Source organism: Pseudomonas sp. Root562 (assembly GCF_001427125.1).
Classification (GTDB): Bacteria; Pseudomonadota; Gammaproteobacteria; order Pseudomonadales; family Pseudomonadaceae; genus Aquipseudomonas.
Map to the genome: position 1 here is coordinate 74,612 of NZ_LMGK01000012.1, position 17,660 is coordinate 92,271.

Here is a 17,660-nt window from a genome sequence, read left to right on the forward strand (position 1 = left end):
ACACAGATCGTGAACAGGTCGCCAGTGTAGCGAATTCAAATGAGCAACGCGCTCCAGTCGAACGGTTGCGCAAAGTGGCCAGTGTCTTCTGCCATCATCGGACGCGCCACCAGAAAGCCCTGCACATACTCGCAGCCATTGGCTTGCAGCCATTGGAACTGGGCAACGGTTTCAACCCCCTCGGCGATCACCAGCATGCCGTACTGTTTGCACAAGCCGATCACGTTGCGCACCAGCACCGCGTCCCGCGCCGACCCGGGCAGGCGAGCGATCAGATGGCGATCAAGCTTGAGCGTGTCCAGTTCCAGGTCACGTAAGTGGGCCATCGAACAAGGGCCAGAACCGAAATCATCCAGCGCCACCCTGACCCCCAGATTACGCAGCAAGCGTAGCTGTTTGCGGGTTTCCTCCGGGTTGTGCGTCAGGGCTTCCTCCGTCACTTCGACTTCCAGCTGGCGCGGCTGCAAGCCGTGCCGCTCCAACACCTGACGCAACTCAGTCACCAGGTTGGGCATGGCGAACTGCGTTCTGCTCAAACTGATACCCAGTATCAGATTTTCGGCAAACAAGGTTTCCCAGGCTTTGCGCTGTTCGGCGCCGCGTTGGTAAATCCAGCTGCCCAGGCGGCTGATCAACCGCGCCTCTTCCAGCAATGGCAGAAACAGCCCCGGCGGTACGTCCCCGACACTCGGATGCTGCCAGCGCAAGAGTGCTTCAAAGCCGCGAATGCGCCCGTCGCAGATGGCCACCTGCGGTTGATAGACCAGGTTGAAATCACGACTCTCGATAGCGTCACGTACGCTTTCTTCAAGCATCAAGCGCGAACGCGCCCGGCCATTCATCTCATGATCGTAAAAACGATACTGCTGACGACCGGCACGCTTGGCCTCGTACATCGCGATGTCCGAGGCTCGCAGCAAACCGTCCAGGTTGGCACCGCAATCGGGAAACGTGGCAATGCCGATGCTCACGCCCAAAGCGATATCCAGACCGTCGATCTGCTGACAGATCGACACGCGCTCAATCAGCTTTTCGGCGATCTTGGCCGCCTGTTCGGGAAACTCCAGATCGAGCAATGCCGTGAATTCATCGCCGCCCATGCGCGCCAGAATGTCAAAGGAGCGCAAGCAGGCCTTCAACTGCTCGGATACCCAGCGCAACACCCGATCACCGGCATCGTGGCCGAGGGAGTCATTGACGCGTTTGAATCCGTCGAGATCGAGGTACATCAGGACCCAGGCACTGTCGGGTCGCTCGCCACGCAACAGGAGGTTTTCCACGGTCTGGTAAAAACCCCGGCGGTTGAGCAATCCCGTTAGCGGATCGGTCACCGCCTGGTATTCCAGTTGCTGGTGCAGGTGGCGCACCACCGACATGTCCAGCACGGTGACCACCATCGCACGCTGCTCGGCAGGCAAGGGTGCGCAGGACAATGCCACTGGCACCTGCTGCCCCGGCGCAGTCCGCAGCAATGCGTCGTGCAGGCGCAATGTTTCACCGCGTTTGAAGCCGGCCAGCAAGTCCGAGTCGGCCCACACAGGAATGTGTGGCTTTTGCAGGAAATCCAGAAACTCCTTGCCTTGCAACTCTTGCACGGTGGCACTGAGCAGGCGCGACATTGCCGGGTTGGCGAAGCGGATCAGACCGTCCTCGTTCACCACCAGAATGCCTTCGGCAGCGTTGTCCAGCACCGAGGCATTGAAGGCGCGAGCGACCTCCAGATCGTGGCTCAGGCGCTGCAAGGCGCGGCGATTGCGCTGGTGCTCCAGCAACGCCTGGACCTTGGGCTTGAGAATCTGCGGGTCGAACGGTTTGAACAGGTAATCCACGGCGCCACTGGCATAACCCTTGATTACCGCGTCCTGGGACTGTTCGTTGGCGGTCAGGAAAATGATCGGCGTCAGCCGTGTCCGTTGGCTGCCGCGCATCAGGCGCGCGACTTCGAACCCGTCCATGCCCGGCATCTGCACATCGAGCAGCACCAGGTCGACATCATGCTCAAGCAGCAGGCCGAGAGCCTCGAACCCTGAGGCAGCGGTGATGACCTGCCAGTCCTGGCGTTGCAACAACGCGCGCATGCTGATCAGGTTTTCAGGGTAATCGTCGACGATTAAAAGTGTTGAGTTGCCTTCAGCTGGCGGGGGGTGCACGCATTCCATGCTGCTTCTCTATTTTCTGGACGTCAGGCCGGTTTTTTGTGAAAACCGGACAAATACTGTGCCTTCACTCTAGACCGGGATCAACTAAATCAGAAGCTGTCAGTACGCCATCATCTAACTAAAGGGTTAATTCGCCGACTAACGGTCGTGCGTGAAGGCGGCTAAAACCGGGAAAGATGGCGTTTTGACAGGATTTTGACGTCATCCATCTGTCAGTCCACCATTAACAAACATCTCACCTACGATTATAAAGATCGCCCTCCGAGGCGCGTACTAGAGCTTCTGGCACGCCCGTGCAGCTAAATCTGTGGAAGCATTTTTATGATCGACCTCGCAACCTGGAACCTCAGCGTTCCCGTCGGCAGCCCGCCGTACACTGTTGAAACGTCCAAACTGGTAGACGGCTTCAAGGATCAATACTTCCACTCCGACACCGGCACCCTGTTCTTCTGGTCGCCCGTGACCGGCTCCAAAACCGAAAACGCCATCTACCCGCGCACCGAGCTGCGCGAAACCTACAGCAACGGTACGCTGCGCAATTGGTATTACCCGGATGCCGACAACCTGCTGCGTGCCACCCTGACGGTGCACCAGGTGCCGAGCTCCGGCAAAATCGTCATCGGGCAGATTCACGCGTACAAGAGCCAGAGACCAATGGTCAAACTCGAGTACCAGTACAAGACCAGCAGCGAAACGGGCAACCTCGTCATCAAGGTCAGAATGCACCCCGACGACGCCGAGAGTCGCGTCATCACCCTCGCCACCGGCATCAAGCTTGATCGTGAATTCAACTACCTCATCCACCTGAGCCCCGGCGGCGCGCTGGGCGTCAGTGGCGCAGGTTACCAATGGGACACCAATATCAGCGCCAGCTGGCGCGACAAACCGCTGTACTTCAAGGCCGGGGTTTATGTGCAGGACAACACCGGGTACACCACTGAAGGCGGGAAAGTGACTTTCAGCAAGCTGGATATCGATCACGACCAATAAACAGCAAAAGATTGCAGCCATAAAAAAACCCGCAGGTTCATGCGGGTTTTTCTTGCGACTCGAACGCTGAAGGCTTAGTTGACCTTGGCGTTCAACTCACCTTTGAGGTAACGCTGGTACATCGCTTCCAGAGAGATCGGCTTGATCTTCGAAGCGTTGCCCGCGGTGCCGAAGGCCTCGTAGCGAGCGATGCACACGTCGCGCATTGCGGTCACGGTAGCACCGAAGAATTTACGCGGGTCGAACTCGCTCGGGTTGGTGGCCATCAGGCGACGCATGGCGCCGGTGGATGCCAGACGCAGGTCGGTGTCGATATTGACCTTGCGTACGCCGTGCTTGATGCCTTCGACGATCTCTTCAACCGGTACGCCGTAGGTTTCTTTGATGTCGCCGCCGTACTGGTTGATGATCGCCAGCCACTCTTGCGGAACCGAAGACGAGCCGTGCATCACCAGGTGAGTGTTTGGAATGCGCTTGTGGATCTCTTTGATGCGGTCGATCGCCAATACGTCGCCGGTAGGCGGCTTGGTGAACTTGTAGGCGCCGTGGCTGGTGCCGATGGCGATGGCCAGGGCATCGACCTGGGTACGCTTGACGAAATCAGCGGCTTCTTCCGGGTCGGTCAGCATCTGGCTGTGGTCCAGAACGCCTTCGGCACCGATACCGTCTTCTTCACCCGCCATGCCGGTTTCCAGCGAGCCCAGGCAGCCCAGCTCGCCTTCTACCGATACGCCGCAGGCGTGAGCCATGGCTACGGTTTGCTGGGTAACGCGGACGTTGTAGTCGTAGTCGGTCGGGGTCTTGCCGTCTTCGCCCAGGGAACCGTCCATCATGACCGAGCTGAAGCCCAGCTGAATGGAACGCTGGCAGACGTCAGGGCTGGTGCCGTGGTCCTGGTGCATGCACACCGGGATGTGCGGGAATTCTTCGATGGCCGCCAGGATCAGGTGACGCAGGAACGGCGCGCCGGCGTATTTGCGAGCACCGGCCGAGGCCTGGACGATCACCGGGGAGTCAGTCTTGTCAGCGGCTTCCATGATGGCGCGCATCTGCTCAAGGTTGTTGACGTTGAAAGCTGGAACGCCGTAGCCGAACTCGGCTGCGTGGTCCAACATCTGGCGCATGCTGATAAGTGCCATTGTGTGTGTCTCTCCCGGTTTGGGTCGTTAATCGTGCCAGCCTGCCGTAGCGGCGGCGGCTATTCAAGTTATTGCAGATCGGGGGTTGGTCCGGCCTGCCAATTCGGTATTACCAAAATCTCAAAAACTACAAAGACCCTGTGGCGAGTGAGCTTGCTCGCGCTCGGCTGCGAAGCAGTCGTAATCCGGCTATCTGATCGGGAACGCTTCGCGCTCCAGCGGGAGCAAGCTCCCTCGCCACAAAAGCCCAGCGGACGGCATTTTCATTGCGCTTTACAGCCACGCCCAATCAAATCATTGGTGGCGACCCAGTAAACCAGGCCTTCCTCACCTTTTATGTGAAACGCCAGCATGTTGTCGCTGTACAGCGAGCCCGAAGCGCCCGGCTCTTGCTTGAGGCGATAGACCTGATCGGCGCCGCCCAGGCGGACATCGACTTGCGTACGACTGTCGTCGGTATAACGCCAGAGCACTTTGGCCTGGCTGTCGCAGGTCCAGGTGGTCCAGTTATCCGCCGGGGCGGACGACTGGAACGGGTTCATGTTGGCGCACCCGGCCAGCAGTGCCAGCGCCGTAATGGCGATAAAACCTTTCATCCGTGTTCCTCGACCGGCAGCGCACGCCACCGGCCCTGAGTAAGGAGTCAGACCCGTCAAGGGCAACCATGTTCCTTGGCGGGGGTCTGTGACTCGTATTTGTCCAGGCCTTCAGGCCCGGAACGCTTGTTGAGCACCGGATTGGTTTCTGCCTGCCAGTCAGCCTGGTAGCAGCCGCTCCGGGGTGCAGACGGCGCAGGCTCCGGAGTTGCTTTGGGGTTGCTCCCACAAGCCACCAGCGAACCCGCGACGATCAACAGCGCTAACGTCCTGACCATAAAAACACTCCCTTGCCTGGCCAAACGGGGCGGCCTCAGGCCTTGGCCCGGGTTTCCAGGACTTCAACGGCTGGCAACACCTTGCCTTCGACGAATTCGAGGAACGCGCCGCCGCCGGTAGAAATGTAGGAGATTTGCTCGGCAACGCCATATTTGTCGATGGCTGCCAGGGTGTCGCCGCCGCCTGCAATGGAGAATGCGGCGCTGTCGGCGATGGCCTGGGCCAGCACTTTGGTGCCGTTACCGAACTGGTCGAATTCGAACACGCCGACCGGGCCGTTCCACAGGATGGTTTTCGACGACTTCAGCAGTTCGGCGAAGTTGGCCGCGGTTTGCGGGCCGATGTCGAGAATCATGTCGTCGGCAGCAACGTCAGCGATCAGCTTGACGGTAGCGGCAGCGCTTTCAGCGAATTCCTTGGCAACCACCACATCTACCGGCAACGGCACGCTGACTTTGGCGGCGATGGCGCGCGCGGTGTCCAGCAGGTCCGGCTCGTACAGCGATTTGCCAACCGGGTGACCGGCAGCGGCCAGGAAGGTGTTGGCAATGCCGCCGCCGACGATCAGTTGATCGCAGATCTGGCTCAGGCTGTTGAGCACGTCGAGTTTGGTCGAGACCTTGGAGCCGGCAACGATGGCCGCCATCGGTTGGGCCGGGGCGCCAAGGGCCTTGCCCAGTGCGTCCAGTTCAGCGGCCAGCAGCGGGCCGGCAGCGGCGACTTTGGCGAACTTGGCCACGCCGTGGGTCGAACCCTCGGCGCGGTGAGCAGTGCCGAAGGCGTCCATGACAAATACGTCGCACAGTGCGGCGTATTGCCGGGCCAATTCGTCAGCGTTCTTTTTCTCGCCCTTGTTGAAACGTACGTTTTCAAACAGCACGATGTCGCCGGCCTTGACGTCGACGCCACCCAGGTAATCAGCCACCAGCGGCACTTCGCGGCCCAAAGCCTTGCTCAGGTAGTCGGCGACTGGCTTGAGGCTGTTCTCGGCCGAGAACTCGCCTTCGGTCGGACGGCCAAGGTGCGAGCAGACCATCACGGCCGCGCCTTTTTCCAGAGCCAGCTTGATGGTCGGCAGCGAAGCCAGGATTCGCGCATCGCTGGTGACAACACCGTCCTTGACTGGGACGTTGAGGTCTTCGCGAATCAGTACGCGCTTACCTTGCAGATCGAGGTCGGACATCTTCAACACGGTCATGGGTCGCATTCCTGGAGTTTCTGTTTTAGAGAGCAGTTTTTTTCGAAGCGGCTGTTTGCAGATAGTGTTCTGCAACGTCCAGCATTCGGTTGGCAAAACCCCATTCGTTGTCGAACCAGGCCAGGATGTTCACCAGCCGGGGGCCGGAAACACGGGTCTGACTGGCATCGACGATCGCCGAATGTGGGTCATGGTTGAAATCACAACTGGCGTGGGGCAACTCGGTGTAAGCCAGAAGGCCTTTGAGCGGGCCGCTGGTGGCAGCCTCGCGCAGGATCCGGTTGACCTCGATGGCGTCCGTGTCGCTTACCGTCTGCATCGTAATGTCGAGGCAAGACACGTTAACCGTCGGCACACGTACGGCTTTGGCCTGAATTCGCCCGGCAAGTTCCGGCAGCAGGCGTTCGATGCCGCGTGCCAGACCAGTGGACACCGGGATCACCGACTGAAACGCCGAACGGGTGCGGCGCAGGTCTTCGTGGTGATAGGCATCGATGACTGGCTGATCGTTCATGGCCGAGTGGATCGTGGTGATCGACACGTACTCCAGACCAAGCGCCTGATCCAGCAGGCGCAACAGCGGCACTCCGCAATTGGTGGTGCAGGACGCGTTGGACACCAGCAGTTCATCGCCGCTCAGGCAATCCTGGTTCACGCCGTAGACGATGGTGGCGTCGACATCGGCCTCGCTGGCCATCGGCTGGGAAAACAGCACCCGTGGCGCACCGGCGTCGAGAAAACGCTGGCCGTCTTCGCGGGTGTGGTACGCGCCGGAGCACTCCAGCACCAGATCGACGCCCAACGACGCCCAATCGATGCCTTCGGGTGTGGCACTGCGCAGGACCTTCACGCAGTCGCCATTGATATGCAGACAATCGCCGTCGACCTTCACCTCACCGGGAAAACGCCCGTGGGTGGAGTCGAAGCGTGTCAGGTATTCGATGCTGGCCATGTCGGCCAGATCGTTGATCGCGACAATTTCAAACCCGGCCTTTTCGCCTCGCTCGAACAACGCACGCAAGACGCAACGACCAATCCGGCCGTAGCCGTTGAGTGCAACTTTGTAGGGACGCGGTTGAGGCATGGGGTTCTCTATTACCGTGGTGAATCCGATAGTGAAGCATCGCCTGAACTATCGCTATCGCGGGCAAGCCCGCTCCCACAGGTTTTTCTGGTGCTCACAAAATCTGTGTTCACTGGAAATTCCTGTGGGAGCTGGCTTGCCAGCGATGGCGTCAGATCAGACGCACATCTTCTGGATCAGTCTTCCAGCAGCTCTTCAGCCTGACCCAGGATGTTTTCCAGGGTGAAGCCGAACTCTTCGAACAAGGCAGGCGCAGGCGCCGACTCGCCGTAGGTGGTCATGCCGATTACGCGACCTTCCAGGCCCACGTACTTGTACCAGTAGTCCGCATGAGCGGCTTCGATGGCGATACGGGCGCTGACCTGCAACGGCAGGACCGATTGCTTGTAGCCGGCATCCTGGGCATCGAACACGCTGGTGCACGGCATGGACACCACACGCACCTTGCGACCTTGCTCGGTCAGCTTGTCGAAAGCCTGAACAGCCAGGCCGACTTCCGAACCGGTGGCGATCAGGATCAGCTCAGGCTCGCCGGCGCAGTCCTTCAACACATAACCACCACGGCTGATGTCGGCGATCTGCAGCGCGTTGCGGGTTTGGTGCTGCAGGTTCTGACGCGAGAAGATCAGGGCCGAAGGACCGTCCTTGCGTTCCAGTGCGTACTTCCAGCTGACTGCCGATTCAACGGCATCGGCCGGACGCCAGGTATCGAGGTTCGGCGTGCAGCGCAGGCTGGCCAGTTGCTCGATTGGCTGGTGAGTCGGGCCGTCTTCGCCCAGACCGATGGAGTCGTGGGTGTAGACGTGGATCACGCGCTGTTTCATCAAGGCCGACATGCGCACGGCATTGCGGGCGTATTCCATGAACATCAGGAAGGTCGCGCCGTAAGGCACCAGACCGCCGTGCAGGGCAACGCCGTTCATGATCGCGGTCATGCCGAATTCACGCACGCCGTAGTACATGTAGTTGCCGCTGGCGTCTTCGGCGGTGACGCCTTTGCAGCCTTTCCACAGGGTCAGGTTGGAACCGGCCAGGTCAGCCGAACCGCCGAGGAACTCAGGCAGCAGCGGACCGAACGCGTTCAGGGCGTTCTGGCTGGCCTTGCGGCTGGCGATGGTTTCGCCTTTGGCCGCGACTTCGGCGATGTAGGCGTCGGCCTTCTCGGAGAAGTCGGCCGGCAGTTCGCCGCTCAGACGACGCACCAGTTCATTGGCTTCGCTCGGGAATGCAGCGGAGTAGGCAGCGAAACGCTGATCCCAGTCAGCCTCGACCGCGAGGCCGGCTTCCTTGGCATCCCACTCGGCATAAATGTCAGCCGGAATTTCGAACGGACCGTGGTTCCACTTCAGCGCAGCGCGGGTCAGGGCGATTTCCGCGTCACCCAACGGGGCGCCGTGGCAGTCTTCCTTGCCTTGCTTGTTCGGCGAACCGAAGCCGATGGTGGTCTTGCAGCAGATCAGGGTCGGTTGCTCGCTCTTGCGGGCCGTCTCGATCGCGATCTTGATTTCTTCCGGATCATGACCGTCGACGTTGCGGATCACTTGCCAGTTGTAGGACTCGAAGCGCTTCGGCGTGTCATCGGTGAACCAGCCTTCGACTTCACCGTCGATGGAGATGCCGTTGTCATCGTAGAAAGCGATCAGCTTGCCCAGGCCCAGGGTGCCGGCCAGGGAAGCGACTTCGTGGGAAATGCCTTCCATCATGCAGCCATCACCCAGGAACACGTAGGTGTGGTGATCGACGATATTGTGGCCAGGACGGTTGAACTGCGCCGCCAGGACTTTTTCTGCCAGGGCAAAACCCACGGCATTGGCCAGGCCTTGGCCAAGAGGACCGGTAGTGGTTTCAACGCCCGGGGTGTAGCCCAGCTCCGGATGACCCGGGGTGCGGCTGTGCAGCTGACGGAACTGCTTGAGGTCTTCGATCGACAGGTCGTAGCCGGTCAGGTGCAGCAAGGAATAGATCAGCATCGAGCCATGGCCGTTGGACAGCACGAAGCGGTCACGGTCAGCGAACGATGGGTTGCCTGGGTTGTGTTTGAGGTAGTCGCGCCAAAGCACTTCGGCGATATCTGCCATACCCATCGGGGCACCGGGATGGCCGCTGTTGGCTTTTTGCACGGCATCCATGCTGAGGGCACGAATGGCGTTGGCACGCTCACGACGGCTAGGCATCGCTGTTCTCCTGCGGGTTCTGAAACGAGAGTGATAAAAATGAAACGGAAAAAAGGCGAGCATTTTCCCTCACCCGGACGCCTCGGGGCAATGACAGATAGTCATCTGGGGGCGTTTTTCCAATCGATATCGACGGATTCGGTGGGTGAAACCTTTCCGCCATTCGTTTGTTGACTGACGCTAACGTTAAGAAGTGCCATCTATCGTGCAATATCAAAACTTTTTGATATTGCCCTTGCGGTGCTTCCTGTGCGTGACTAGACTGCCGGCCTTATGAATCTACGCATGCCTTCCATTCGCCACGACGATTGCGATGAACTGGCGGCCCTGTGCAAGGCCGGCGGCGATCCTCTGCGGCTGAATGTTTTACGTGCATTGGCCAACGATTCTTTTGGCGTGCTGGAACTGGCGCAAATCTTCGGTATTGGCCAGTCGGGCATGAGTCACCACCTCAAGGTATTGGCCCAGGCCGACCTGGTGGCAACCCGCCGCGAAGGCAACGCGATCTTCTACCGTCGCGCCCTGCCCCACAGCGACTTGCTGGGCGGCAAATTGCACGCAGCCTTGCTCGAAGAAGTGGATGACTTGAGCTTGCCGGTCGAAGTGCAGGCACGGATCGCCCAGGTCCACGGGCAACGTGCCGCGGCCAGCCAGGATTTTTTCTCGCGGGTCGCGGAGAAATTTCGCGCCCAGCAAGACTTGATCGCCGGCCTGCCGCAATACCGCGATAGCGTGGTGGCGCTGCTCGACAAGCTGGGTTTCAGTGAAGGCAGTACAGCCATCGAAGTCGGCCCGGGCGACGGTTCCTTTCTACCGGAGCTGGCGGGGCGCTTCTCTCAGGTCACCGCTGTGGATAACAGCCCGGCGATGCTTGAACTGGCGCGCCAGGTCTGTGAGCGCGAAACGCTGACCAACGTCAGCCTGCAACTGGCTGATGCCTTGAACGGCGTCAGCCTCAAGGCTGATTGCGTTGTATTGAACATGGTGCTGCACCATTTCGCCGCACCAGCCGATGCGCTCAAGCACATGGCCAATCTTCTGCAACCAGGCGGCAGCCTGTTAGTGACCGAGTTATGTAGCCACAACCAGAGTTGGGCCAAGGAGGCCTGCGGTGATCTCTGGCTGGGGTTTGAACAGGATGATCTGGCCCGTTGGGCCACCGCTGCGGGACTCGTTCCCGGGGAAAGCCTGTACATAGGCTTACGTAATGGTTTCCAGATTCAGGTCCGACACTTTCAACGGCCGCCTGGCGACACTCACCATCGGTAAACTCAGGAAAACATCGAGATGAGCGAATACTCCCTTTTCACCTCCGAGTCCGTGTCTGAAGGGCATCCGGACAAAATCGCCGACCAGATTTCTGATGCGGTGCTGGACGCCATCATTGCTGAAGACAAACTCGCCCGCGTGGCTTGCGAGACTCTGGTGAAAACGGGCGTAGCCATCATCGCCGGCGAAGTCACCACCACCGCGTGGGTAGACCTGGAGCAAATCGTTCGTGATGTGATCACCGACATTGGCTACACCAGCTCCGACGTTGGCTTCGATGGCGCGACTTGCGGCGTGATGAACATCATCGGCAAGCAGTCCCCCGACATCAACCAGGGTGTCGACCGTGCCAAGCCTGAAGATCAGGGCGCCGGCGACCAGGGTCTGATGTTCGGTTATGCCAGCCACGAAACCGACGTATTGATGCCGGCACCGATCACCTTCTCGCACCAACTGGTGCAGCGTCAGGCTGAAGCCCGCAAATCCGGCCTGCTGCCATGGCTGCGTCCGGACGCCAAGTCGCAAGTGACTTGCCGCTACGAAAACGGCAAGGTCGTGGGTATCGACGCCGTTGTTCTGTCGACCCAGCACAACCCGGAAGTCTCGTACAAAGACTTGCGCGAAGGCGTGATGGAGCTGATCGTCAAGCACGTGCTGCCTGCCGAATTGCTGAGCAAGGACACCCAGTTCCACATCAACCCGACCGGCCAGTTCATCATTGGCGGTCCGGTAGGCGACTGCGGTCTGACCGGTCGCAAGATCATCGTCGACAGCTACGGCGGCATGGCTCGTCACGGCGGTGGTGCGTTCTCCGGCAAGGATCCATCGAAGGTTGACCGCTCGGCGGCCTACGCCGGTCGCTACGTGGCCAAGAACATCGTCGCCGCCGGCCTGGCCGAGCGCTGCGAGATCCAGGTTTCCTACGCGATCGGTGTCGCCCAACCGACTTCGATCTCGCTGAACACCTTCGGCACCGGCAAGATCAGCGACGACAAGATCGTCAAACTGGTCCGCGAAGTGTTCGACCTGCGTCCGTACGCCATCACCAAAATGCTCGACCTGCTGCACCCGATGTACCAGGAGACCGCTGCGTACGGCCACTTCGGTCGCACCCCGACCACCAAGACTGTTGGCGAAGACACCTTCACCACATTCACCTGGGAAAAAACCGACCGCGCCGACGACTTGCGTTCCGCTGCCGGCCTGTAAGACTTCCCTGGCTGTACCAAAAGCCCCGCACGGTTCGCCGTGCGGGGCTTTTTATTGCCTTGCGCTTGCGCTGCTTTCGCGGGCAAGCCAACAGAAATACCCGGCAAAACACCTGCCCTTTGTGCCAGTCGATACTGACCTAGCCTTCAAGCATCCCAATGAGCAAGGACGCTCTCGATGCTCCTCAACCTTCGCCTGTTTCTTCCCGGCTTGCTGGCCTGCTGCGTTAACGTCCATGCGTCCCAATGCCCCGACTGGCCAGCCGAACGCGCAACAAACGAAATCAGCGCACTGCAAAAGCAGATCGACACCTGGGATGACAGCTATCATCGCGGCGGACAATCGCTGGTCGCCGACGAACTCTATGATCAGTCACTCGCGCGACTGAATGTATGGCGCCAGTGCTTCAACGTGAGCATCACCCCAGATCCACTGCGCACTGCGCGCGGCACTCGGGTGCATCCCGTCGCCCATACCGGCCTGGAGAAATTGCGCGATGCGCAGGCAGTCGACCACTGGCTGCGCGGTCGTACGGACGTCTGGGCTCAGCCCAAAGTTGACGGTGTGGCCGTAACCCTGATTTATCGCCAGGGCTTGCTCGCTCAAGCCATCAGTCGCGGCGATGGGACACAAGGCCAGGACTGGACGGCTTCGGCACGCCAGATCGCTGCGATTCCCCAACAATTGTCCGAGTCGGTGGATCTGCTGGTGCAAGGCGAGCTCTATTGGCACCTGACCGATCACGTACAGTCACGCAACGGCAGCCTCAACGCACGCGCCATGGTCGCCGGTTTGATGGCCCGCAAATCAGTGAGCGTCGCAGAGGCGAGCGCAGTTGGCCTGTTTATCTGGGAATGGCCAGAAGGCCCGGAAAACCTGGCGGATCGCATCACCAAGCTCGCCGGCCTGGGCTTTGCGCAAACCATCCTTTATAGCCAGCCGATCAGCTCGCTCACTGACGCCGAACGCTGGCGCGAGCACTGGTACCGCTCGCCCCTGCCGTTTGCCAGCGACGGGATCGTTTTGCGCCAGGGCAAACGCCCCTCCGCCGAGCGTTGGCAGGCCAAACCGCCCTATTGGAGCGTCGCCTGGAAATACCCTTTCGCCCAGGCTTTGGCCGAGGTACGCAAGGTGAACTTCAACATTGGCCGGACCGGGCGGATCACGCCCGTGCTGGAGCTTTCGCCGGTGATGCTCGATGACCGACAGATCAAGCGAGTCAGCGTGAGCTCTGTGCAACGCTGGCAGGCAATGGACATTCGCCCCGGAGATCAAGTCGCCATCAGCCTTGCCGGCTTGACCATCCCCAGGCTCGACAGCGTGGTGTTACGCAGCAGCGAACGGGCGGAAATCAACGTGCCGCGGGCGCAGGATTTCCATTCATTGAGTTGCTGGCAGCCAACACCAGGCTGTACTCAGCAGTTTCTTGCCCGCCTGACCTGGCTCAGCAGCAAACAGGGGCTGGGCTTGCCCCACATCGGTCCTGGCACCTGGGAAAAACTTCTCGCCACGGGGCGCCTGAACAGTCTTCTGGATTGGCTGACCCTCGATGTACAAGAGCTTGCTAACATTGATGGTTTCGGCGAGCGCAGCGCTGCTCGTCTGTTGAACAGTTTTCACGCTGCGCGGCAACGTCCTTTCGCCCGCTGGCTGAAAGCCTTGGGCCTACCCCCCACAGGGCAGGCGCATTTGGGCGATTCATGGCAGGCACTGGCACAACGAGACATTGAACAATGGCAGGCCGAACCCGGCATTGGTCCGGGGCGGGCGGCGCAGTTAAGGGCATTTTTCCGCGACCCGCAGGTCCTGGCTCTGAGCGAAATCCTGAGTGAGGCAGGCATTGACGGATTCAAGCCAATGCCGACGTCAGCCGATCCGGGAACCCAATAGTACCGATGGGCTCAAACAAGCCATCGCCGCATCGACAAGACTGCCTTTTCTCCTGGAGTTTTTATGAAATTTCTTCCACCGCTGGCCCTGTTGACCCTGTGCAGCGTAATGGCCGCTCCATTGATCGCTGCCGAAGACGCACCAGGCCTGACCGGTTGCGCTGCCAAGAAGCAAGGCATCATCAACCAGATCGAGCTGGCAAAATCCCACGGCAATGCCGAGCAGCAGGCCGGCCTGGAAACGGCGCTCAGCGAAGTCACCGCCAACTGCACCGACGCTTCGCTGAAAAAGGAACGGGAAAACAAGGTGCTGGAGGCCAAGCACGAAGTCAGCCAGCGTCAGGCCGACCTCGACAAGGCCATGAAAAAAGGCGACCCCGAGAGGATCAACAAGCGTAAAGACAAACTCGCTGAATCCCGCAAGGAATTGCAGGAAGCCGTGGATGAGCTGGATAAATAAAAATTTTCAAGATCAAAGGATCGCAGGCTTCGGCAGCTCCTACGCTGCGATCTTTTGAGCATTCAATGATCCCGAAACTCTTTATGGCACGCACTACAGGTGTCTTCGACCCTCTGCATCGCCGGCCCCAGAAGACTGGCCTTGTAGGGCTGAACCTTGCTGGCAATCACCAACTCACCGGTGGCGGCTTCAAGGGTGCGAGCCAGTTCCTGAAAGCGAGCCTGTTTCTCCCAGACATCGTTCGTGGCGCTGGTATGGTCTTGCTCTCGCACCTGTGGAAAGTGTTTCCACGGTTCGTGGGACAGCGCGTCGAGTTTCACCGCGCCGTCAGCGAATTTTTCCCCATCGAAGGGAATACGGCCACGCAACATGCCACCCAGGTCTTCGCCGGTCTTGAGCATTTGCTTGAAAATGGCCTTGCGCTGGCCAAGTGGCGAATTGGGGTCGACGCCGCCACAAGCGGACAACGTCAGGCAGGCCAGCAATACAATGGAAAGTCTTTTAAAAGTCATGGTGGCTTCAGGTCACGGGAAACGGCGGCCAGTATCCCCGCGTCATCGGCAAACACCAATAGCCCTAATATCAATACGGGTTGCATGAGCGCATGGAGCACTCTGGCAATCGGTAAAGGAATCACTCCATGAACAGCCGTTTCAAGGCATGGCGTCACAGCCTGACCTGGACGTTGCCGATGGTGGCCCTGCTTGCAGGTTGCACCGGTGGCGACAAGCAACAACCGAAAACCCATGCGCTGGCCACTTACTCCAGTGCCACATGGGAAGCTCTGCCTGCGGTAACCGACAGCGACCTGGTGGCCGGTTTCGGTTCCTGGCGCAGCGCCTGCACCCGGCTCAAAGCTGATCCGGTTTGGGGAAGCACCTGCGCGGCGGCGGCCAACGTACCGCAAACCGCGAATGAAATTCGCGGCTTTCTCAAACAGAACCTGGACGTCTACGGCCTGCGCGCTGCCAATGACAATCCCAACGGTTTGATCACCGGTTACTACGAACCGGTCTATCCCGGCAGCCTGACCCAGACCAGCGTTGCCAATGTGCCGGTATATGGCGTACCCGATGACATGATCATCGTCGCGCTGGACAGCCTCTACCCTGAACTCAAAGGCAAGCGCCTGCGTGGTCGCCTCGAAGGGCGAGTGCTCAAGCCTTACGACGATGCAGCGACCATCGAAACCAAAGGCGTCAAGGCACCCGTAGTCGCCTGGCTGACCGATCCGATGAACCTTCAATTCCTGCAAATCCAGGGTTCCGGTCGTATCCAGCTCGACAACGGCCGCCAGCTACGCATTGCCTATGCCGACCAGAACGGGCATCCGTATCGGCCCATCGGCCGCTGGCTGGTGGAGCAAGGCGAGCTGAAAAAAGAAGAGGTGACCATGGGCGCGATCAGCGATTGGGCCAAGGCCAATCCGTCGCGCATCCCCGAACTGCTCGGCAGTAACCCCAGTTACGTATTCTTCACCCGAAACCCGGACAGCAATGAAGGGCCGCGCGGCTCGCTCAATGTTCCGTTGACCGCTGGCTACAGCGCTGCGGTGGATCGCAAAGTGATTCCGTTGGGCAGCCTGTTATGGTTATCCACCACCAAACCGGACGGTACCGCTCTGGTTCGACCGGTCGCAGCACAAGACACTGGCGGCGCGATTACCGGTGAAGTGCGAGCGGACCTGTTCTGGGGCACCGGCGAGGCGGCCGGACAACTGGCGGGGGACATGAAGCAACAGGGACAAATCTGGATGCTCTGGCCCAAAGGTGCGGCGCTGCCGCAAGTGCCACAGGTGGCCGACAAGCTCTAAAAGCAAAGAATCGCAGGCTTCGCCCGGACGATGCACGAGCTGGCGCAGCCTGCGATCTTTTGATATTGTTATTTAAGCCGACACCACAAAGAAACTCACGATCAACCCCATCCCGACAAACCACATCAACGACCGCAGCATCGCCAGATCCGTCAGATAGAAAATGATGTAAAGCAGACGGCTGGTGATGAACAACACCGACAGCACGTTGATCGTCACCAATTCGGCATTGCCGGCCAGGTGCGCCACGATCACTGCCGCGGCAAATGCCGGCGTCACTTCGAAACTGTTCAACTGCGCCGCGTTCGCCCGCCTGCCCAAGCCTTCCAGAGAATCGAGAAACCCGCGTGGATCACGATTGTGTCTCAACCCGTACCCGCCGCTGACTTTCGCCACAGCCGTACACACATAAGGCAGGAAAATCGCGATCAAAATGCACCATAGAGCAACCGTCATAAAGCAGTCCCTTTTTCACGTTTTCAGAACAGTCAGAATTTCATGACCAATATGCCGATCAGCACCAGCCCACAGGCTAAGAGGCGCGGCCTGCCAAAAGGTTCTTTCAGGTACCGCATGCCGAACAGCACCACCAGTATCACGCTGATCTCGCGCAACGCCGCCGCCTCGGCAATCGACCCCAACTGCATGGCCCACAGCACCAGAGCGTAGCTGAACAGCACACAAAACCCGACGGCCAATCCCAGCCGCCACTGTTCACGCCAGAACAACCTGAACGCTGGTCGCTTGCTTACCCAGGCCAACAGAGGAAACGGCCAGGCGCTGAGCAGCGTCACCCAGACCAGGTAATCCAAGGGGTGTGACCAACGCCGCAGCGCCTGACCGTCAATGAAGGTGTAGCAACCAATGCACAGACCGATCAACCCCACCACCGGGAGCATCGACCACGGCAGACGCGCCCCCCCTCCGCCCTGCCAGAGCAGGCACAGCATGCCGAGTGGGATCAGCAGGATTCCGAAGATTTGCTGGTGGGTCAGTACCTCCCCGGCAAATATCAGCGTCAGTGCCAGCACCACCAGGGGTGACAATCCGCGCATCAGCGGATAGACCAACCCGAGATCGCCAACCCGATACGCCTGGATGAGCAAGTAACGGTAGAGCAACTCGAATGCCGCGGAAGCCAGAATCCACGGCCAGATCTCCAGCGGCGGCAACGCCACGAACGGCAGCATCACCACAACGAACAGCAAAGCCACGCTGTCCATGCAGGCCACGACCAATAGCCGTTCGGCGCTGAATTTGATCAGGGTATTCCACGCCGCGTGCAACAGCGCCGCCACCAACACCAGTGCTGTTGCAAGCACGGCCCACTCCTTCTTGTTTTCACCGAAAGCTCCCGTAGGAGCGAGGCTTGCCCGCGAACCAGTCGCCTCGGTGCAAATC

General features: G+C 59.6%; 16 protein-coding genes. 6 read left to right on the forward strand and 10 right to left on the reverse strand.

The features are described from left to right. Window positions 1-35: 35 nt before the first annotated feature. Window positions 36-2,159 carry a putative bifunctional diguanylate cyclase/phosphodiesterase gene (locus ASD60_RS10415; protein ID WP_056853920.1) on the reverse strand — a complete coding sequence of 708 codons (2,124 nt, stop codon included), beginning with the start codon at window positions 2,157-2,159 and terminating at the stop codon, window positions 36-38. A gap of 321 nt (window positions 2,160-2,480) precedes the next feature. On the opposite strand from ASD60_RS10415, the gene ASD60_RS10420 reads away from it, so the two are divergent. Then, window positions 2,481-3,149, forward strand: a complete 669-nt coding sequence (locus tag ASD60_RS10420; protein ID WP_056853921.1) for a polysaccharide lyase family 7 protein — start codon at window positions 2,481-2,483, stop codon at window positions 3,147-3,149. 74 nt (window positions 3,150-3,223) lie between these two features. Here ASD60_RS10420 and fba read toward each other — a convergent pair whose 3' ends face one another. From fba to tkt, 6 genes are all read right to left on the reverse strand, one after another. After that, window positions 3,224-4,288: a class II fructose-bisphosphate aldolase gene (gene fba / locus ASD60_RS10425; protein ID WP_008081027.1), complete on the reverse strand. Its 1,065-nt coding sequence runs from the start codon at window positions 4,286-4,288 to the stop codon at window positions 3,224-3,226. Between the two features lie 263 nt (window positions 4,289-4,551). Continuing rightward, on the reverse strand, window positions 4,552-4,884 hold the full coding sequence (locus ASD60_RS10430; RefSeq protein WP_056853922.1) for an MliC family protein: 333 nt from the start codon (window positions 4,882-4,884) through the stop codon (window positions 4,552-4,554). A gap of 56 nt (window positions 4,885-4,940) precedes the next feature. After that, window positions 4,941-5,162, reverse strand: a complete 222-nt coding sequence (locus tag ASD60_RS10435) for a hypothetical protein (RefSeq protein WP_056853923.1) — start codon at window positions 5,160-5,162, stop codon at window positions 4,941-4,943. Between the two features lie 35 nt (window positions 5,163-5,197). Next, on the reverse strand, window positions 5,198-6,361 hold the full coding sequence (locus ASD60_RS10440; RefSeq protein ID WP_056853924.1) for a phosphoglycerate kinase: 1,164 nt from the start codon (window positions 6,359-6,361) through the stop codon (window positions 5,198-5,200). 25 nt (window positions 6,362-6,386) lie between these two features. Continuing rightward, window positions 6,387-7,445, reverse strand: a complete 1,059-nt coding sequence (gene epd / locus ASD60_RS10445) for an erythrose-4-phosphate dehydrogenase (protein WP_056853925.1) — start codon at window positions 7,443-7,445, stop codon at window positions 6,387-6,389. Between the two features lie 176 nt (window positions 7,446-7,621). Beyond that, window positions 7,622-9,619: a transketolase gene (gene tkt, locus ASD60_RS10450; RefSeq protein WP_056853926.1), complete on the reverse strand. Its 1,998-nt coding sequence runs from the start codon at window positions 9,617-9,619 to the stop codon at window positions 7,622-7,624. 273 nt (window positions 9,620-9,892) lie between these two features. On the opposite strand from tkt, the gene ASD60_RS10455 reads away from it, so the two are divergent. The 4 genes from ASD60_RS10455 to ASD60_RS10470 all read left to right on the forward strand — a co-directional run bounded on the left by ASD60_RS10455 (window position 9,893) and on the right by ASD60_RS10470 (window position 14,446). Next, window positions 9,893-10,888 carry an ArsR/SmtB family transcription factor gene (locus tag ASD60_RS10455; protein WP_056853927.1) on the forward strand — a complete coding sequence of 332 codons (996 nt, stop codon included), beginning with the start codon at window positions 9,893-9,895 and terminating at the stop codon, window positions 10,886-10,888. Window positions 10,889-10,906: 18 nt separating this feature from the next. Continuing rightward, window positions 10,907-12,097, forward strand: a complete 1,191-nt coding sequence (gene metK, locus ASD60_RS10460; RefSeq protein WP_056853928.1) for a methionine adenosyltransferase — start codon at window positions 10,907-10,909, stop codon at window positions 12,095-12,097. A 177-nt stretch (window positions 12,098-12,274) separates the two neighbouring features. After that, the gene (gene ligB / locus ASD60_RS10465) at window positions 12,275-13,987 is read left to right on the forward strand and encodes an NAD-dependent DNA ligase LigB (RefSeq protein WP_056853929.1); all 1,713 of its coding nucleotides are present in this window, start codon (window positions 12,275-12,277) and stop codon (window positions 13,985-13,987) included. Window positions 13,988-14,050: 63 nt separating this feature from the next. Next, complete coding sequence (locus ASD60_RS10470) at window positions 14,051-14,446, forward strand: DUF1090 domain-containing protein (protein WP_056853930.1); 396 nt, start codon at window positions 14,051-14,053, stop codon at window positions 14,444-14,446. Window positions 14,447-14,508: 62 nt separating this feature from the next. On the opposite strand, the gene ASD60_RS10475 is transcribed toward ASD60_RS10470, so the two are convergent. Beyond that, the gene (locus tag ASD60_RS10475; RefSeq protein ID WP_056853931.1) at window positions 14,509-14,958 is read right to left on the reverse strand and encodes a c-type cytochrome; all 450 of its coding nucleotides are present in this window, start codon (window positions 14,956-14,958) and stop codon (window positions 14,509-14,511) included. 128 nt (window positions 14,959-15,086) lie between these two features. Between ASD60_RS10475 and mltA the strand changes: the two genes are divergently transcribed. Beyond that, window positions 15,087-16,259 carry a murein transglycosylase A gene (gene mltA, locus ASD60_RS10480; RefSeq protein WP_056853932.1) on the forward strand — a complete coding sequence of 391 codons (1,173 nt, stop codon included), beginning with the start codon at window positions 15,087-15,089 and terminating at the stop codon, window positions 16,257-16,259. A 72-nt stretch (window positions 16,260-16,331) separates the two neighbouring features. On the opposite strand, the gene ASD60_RS10485 is transcribed toward mltA, so the two are convergent. Next, the gene (locus ASD60_RS10485; RefSeq protein ID WP_056853933.1) at window positions 16,332-16,715 is read right to left on the reverse strand and encodes an MAPEG family protein; all 384 of its coding nucleotides are present in this window, start codon (window positions 16,713-16,715) and stop codon (window positions 16,332-16,334) included. A gap of 32 nt (window positions 16,716-16,747) precedes the next feature. Next, window positions 16,748-17,581, reverse strand: a complete 834-nt coding sequence (locus ASD60_RS10490) for an EamA family transporter (RefSeq protein ID WP_056853934.1) — start codon at window positions 17,579-17,581, stop codon at window positions 16,748-16,750. Between the last annotated feature and the right edge of the window lie 79 nt (window positions 17,582-17,660).

Bases quoted from the DNA above. Each gene is read 5' to 3' on its own strand.
- ASD60_RS10415 (WP_056853920.1), bottom strand. From the start codon at position 2,159: ATGGAATGCGTGCACCCCCCGCCAGCTGAAGGCAACTCAACACTTTTA.
- ASD60_RS10420 (WP_056853921.1), top strand. From the start codon at position 2,481: ATGATCGACCTCGCAACCTGGAACCTCAGCGTTCCCGTCGGCAGCCCG.
- fba (WP_008081027.1), bottom strand. From the start codon at position 4,288: ATGGCACTTATCAGCATGCGCCAGATGTTGGACCACGCAGCCGAGTTC.
- ASD60_RS10430 (WP_056853922.1), bottom strand. From the start codon at position 4,884: ATGAAAGGTTTTATCGCCATTACGGCGCTGGCACTGCTGGCCGGGTGC.
- ASD60_RS10435 (WP_056853923.1), bottom strand. From the start codon at position 5,162: ATGGTCAGGACGTTAGCGCTGTTGATCGTCGCGGGTTCGCTGGTGGCT.
- ASD60_RS10440 (WP_056853924.1), bottom strand. From the start codon at position 6,361: ATGACCGTGTTGAAGATGTCCGACCTCGATCTGCAAGGTAAGCGCGTA.
- epd (WP_056853925.1), bottom strand. From the start codon at position 7,445: ATGCCTCAACCGCGTCCCTACAAAGTTGCACTCAACGGCTACGGCCGG.
- tkt (WP_056853926.1), bottom strand. From the start codon at position 9,619: ATGCCTAGCCGTCGTGAGCGTGCCAACGCCATTCGTGCCCTCAGCATG.
- ASD60_RS10455 (WP_056853927.1), top strand. From the start codon at position 9,893: ATGAATCTACGCATGCCTTCCATTCGCCACGACGATTGCGATGAACTG.
- metK (WP_056853928.1), top strand. From the start codon at position 10,907: ATGAGCGAATACTCCCTTTTCACCTCCGAGTCCGTGTCTGAAGGGCAT.
- ligB (WP_056853929.1), top strand. From the start codon at position 12,275: ATGCTCCTCAACCTTCGCCTGTTTCTTCCCGGCTTGCTGGCCTGCTGC.
- ASD60_RS10470 (WP_056853930.1), top strand. From the start codon at position 14,051: ATGAAATTTCTTCCACCGCTGGCCCTGTTGACCCTGTGCAGCGTAATG.
- ASD60_RS10475 (WP_056853931.1), bottom strand. From the start codon at position 14,958: ATGACTTTTAAAAGACTTTCCATTGTATTGCTGGCCTGCCTGACGTTG.
- mltA (WP_056853932.1), top strand. From the start codon at position 15,087: ATGAACAGCCGTTTCAAGGCATGGCGTCACAGCCTGACCTGGACGTTG.
- ASD60_RS10485 (WP_056853933.1), bottom strand. From the start codon at position 16,715: ATGACGGTTGCTCTATGGTGCATTTTGATCGCGATTTTCCTGCCTTAT.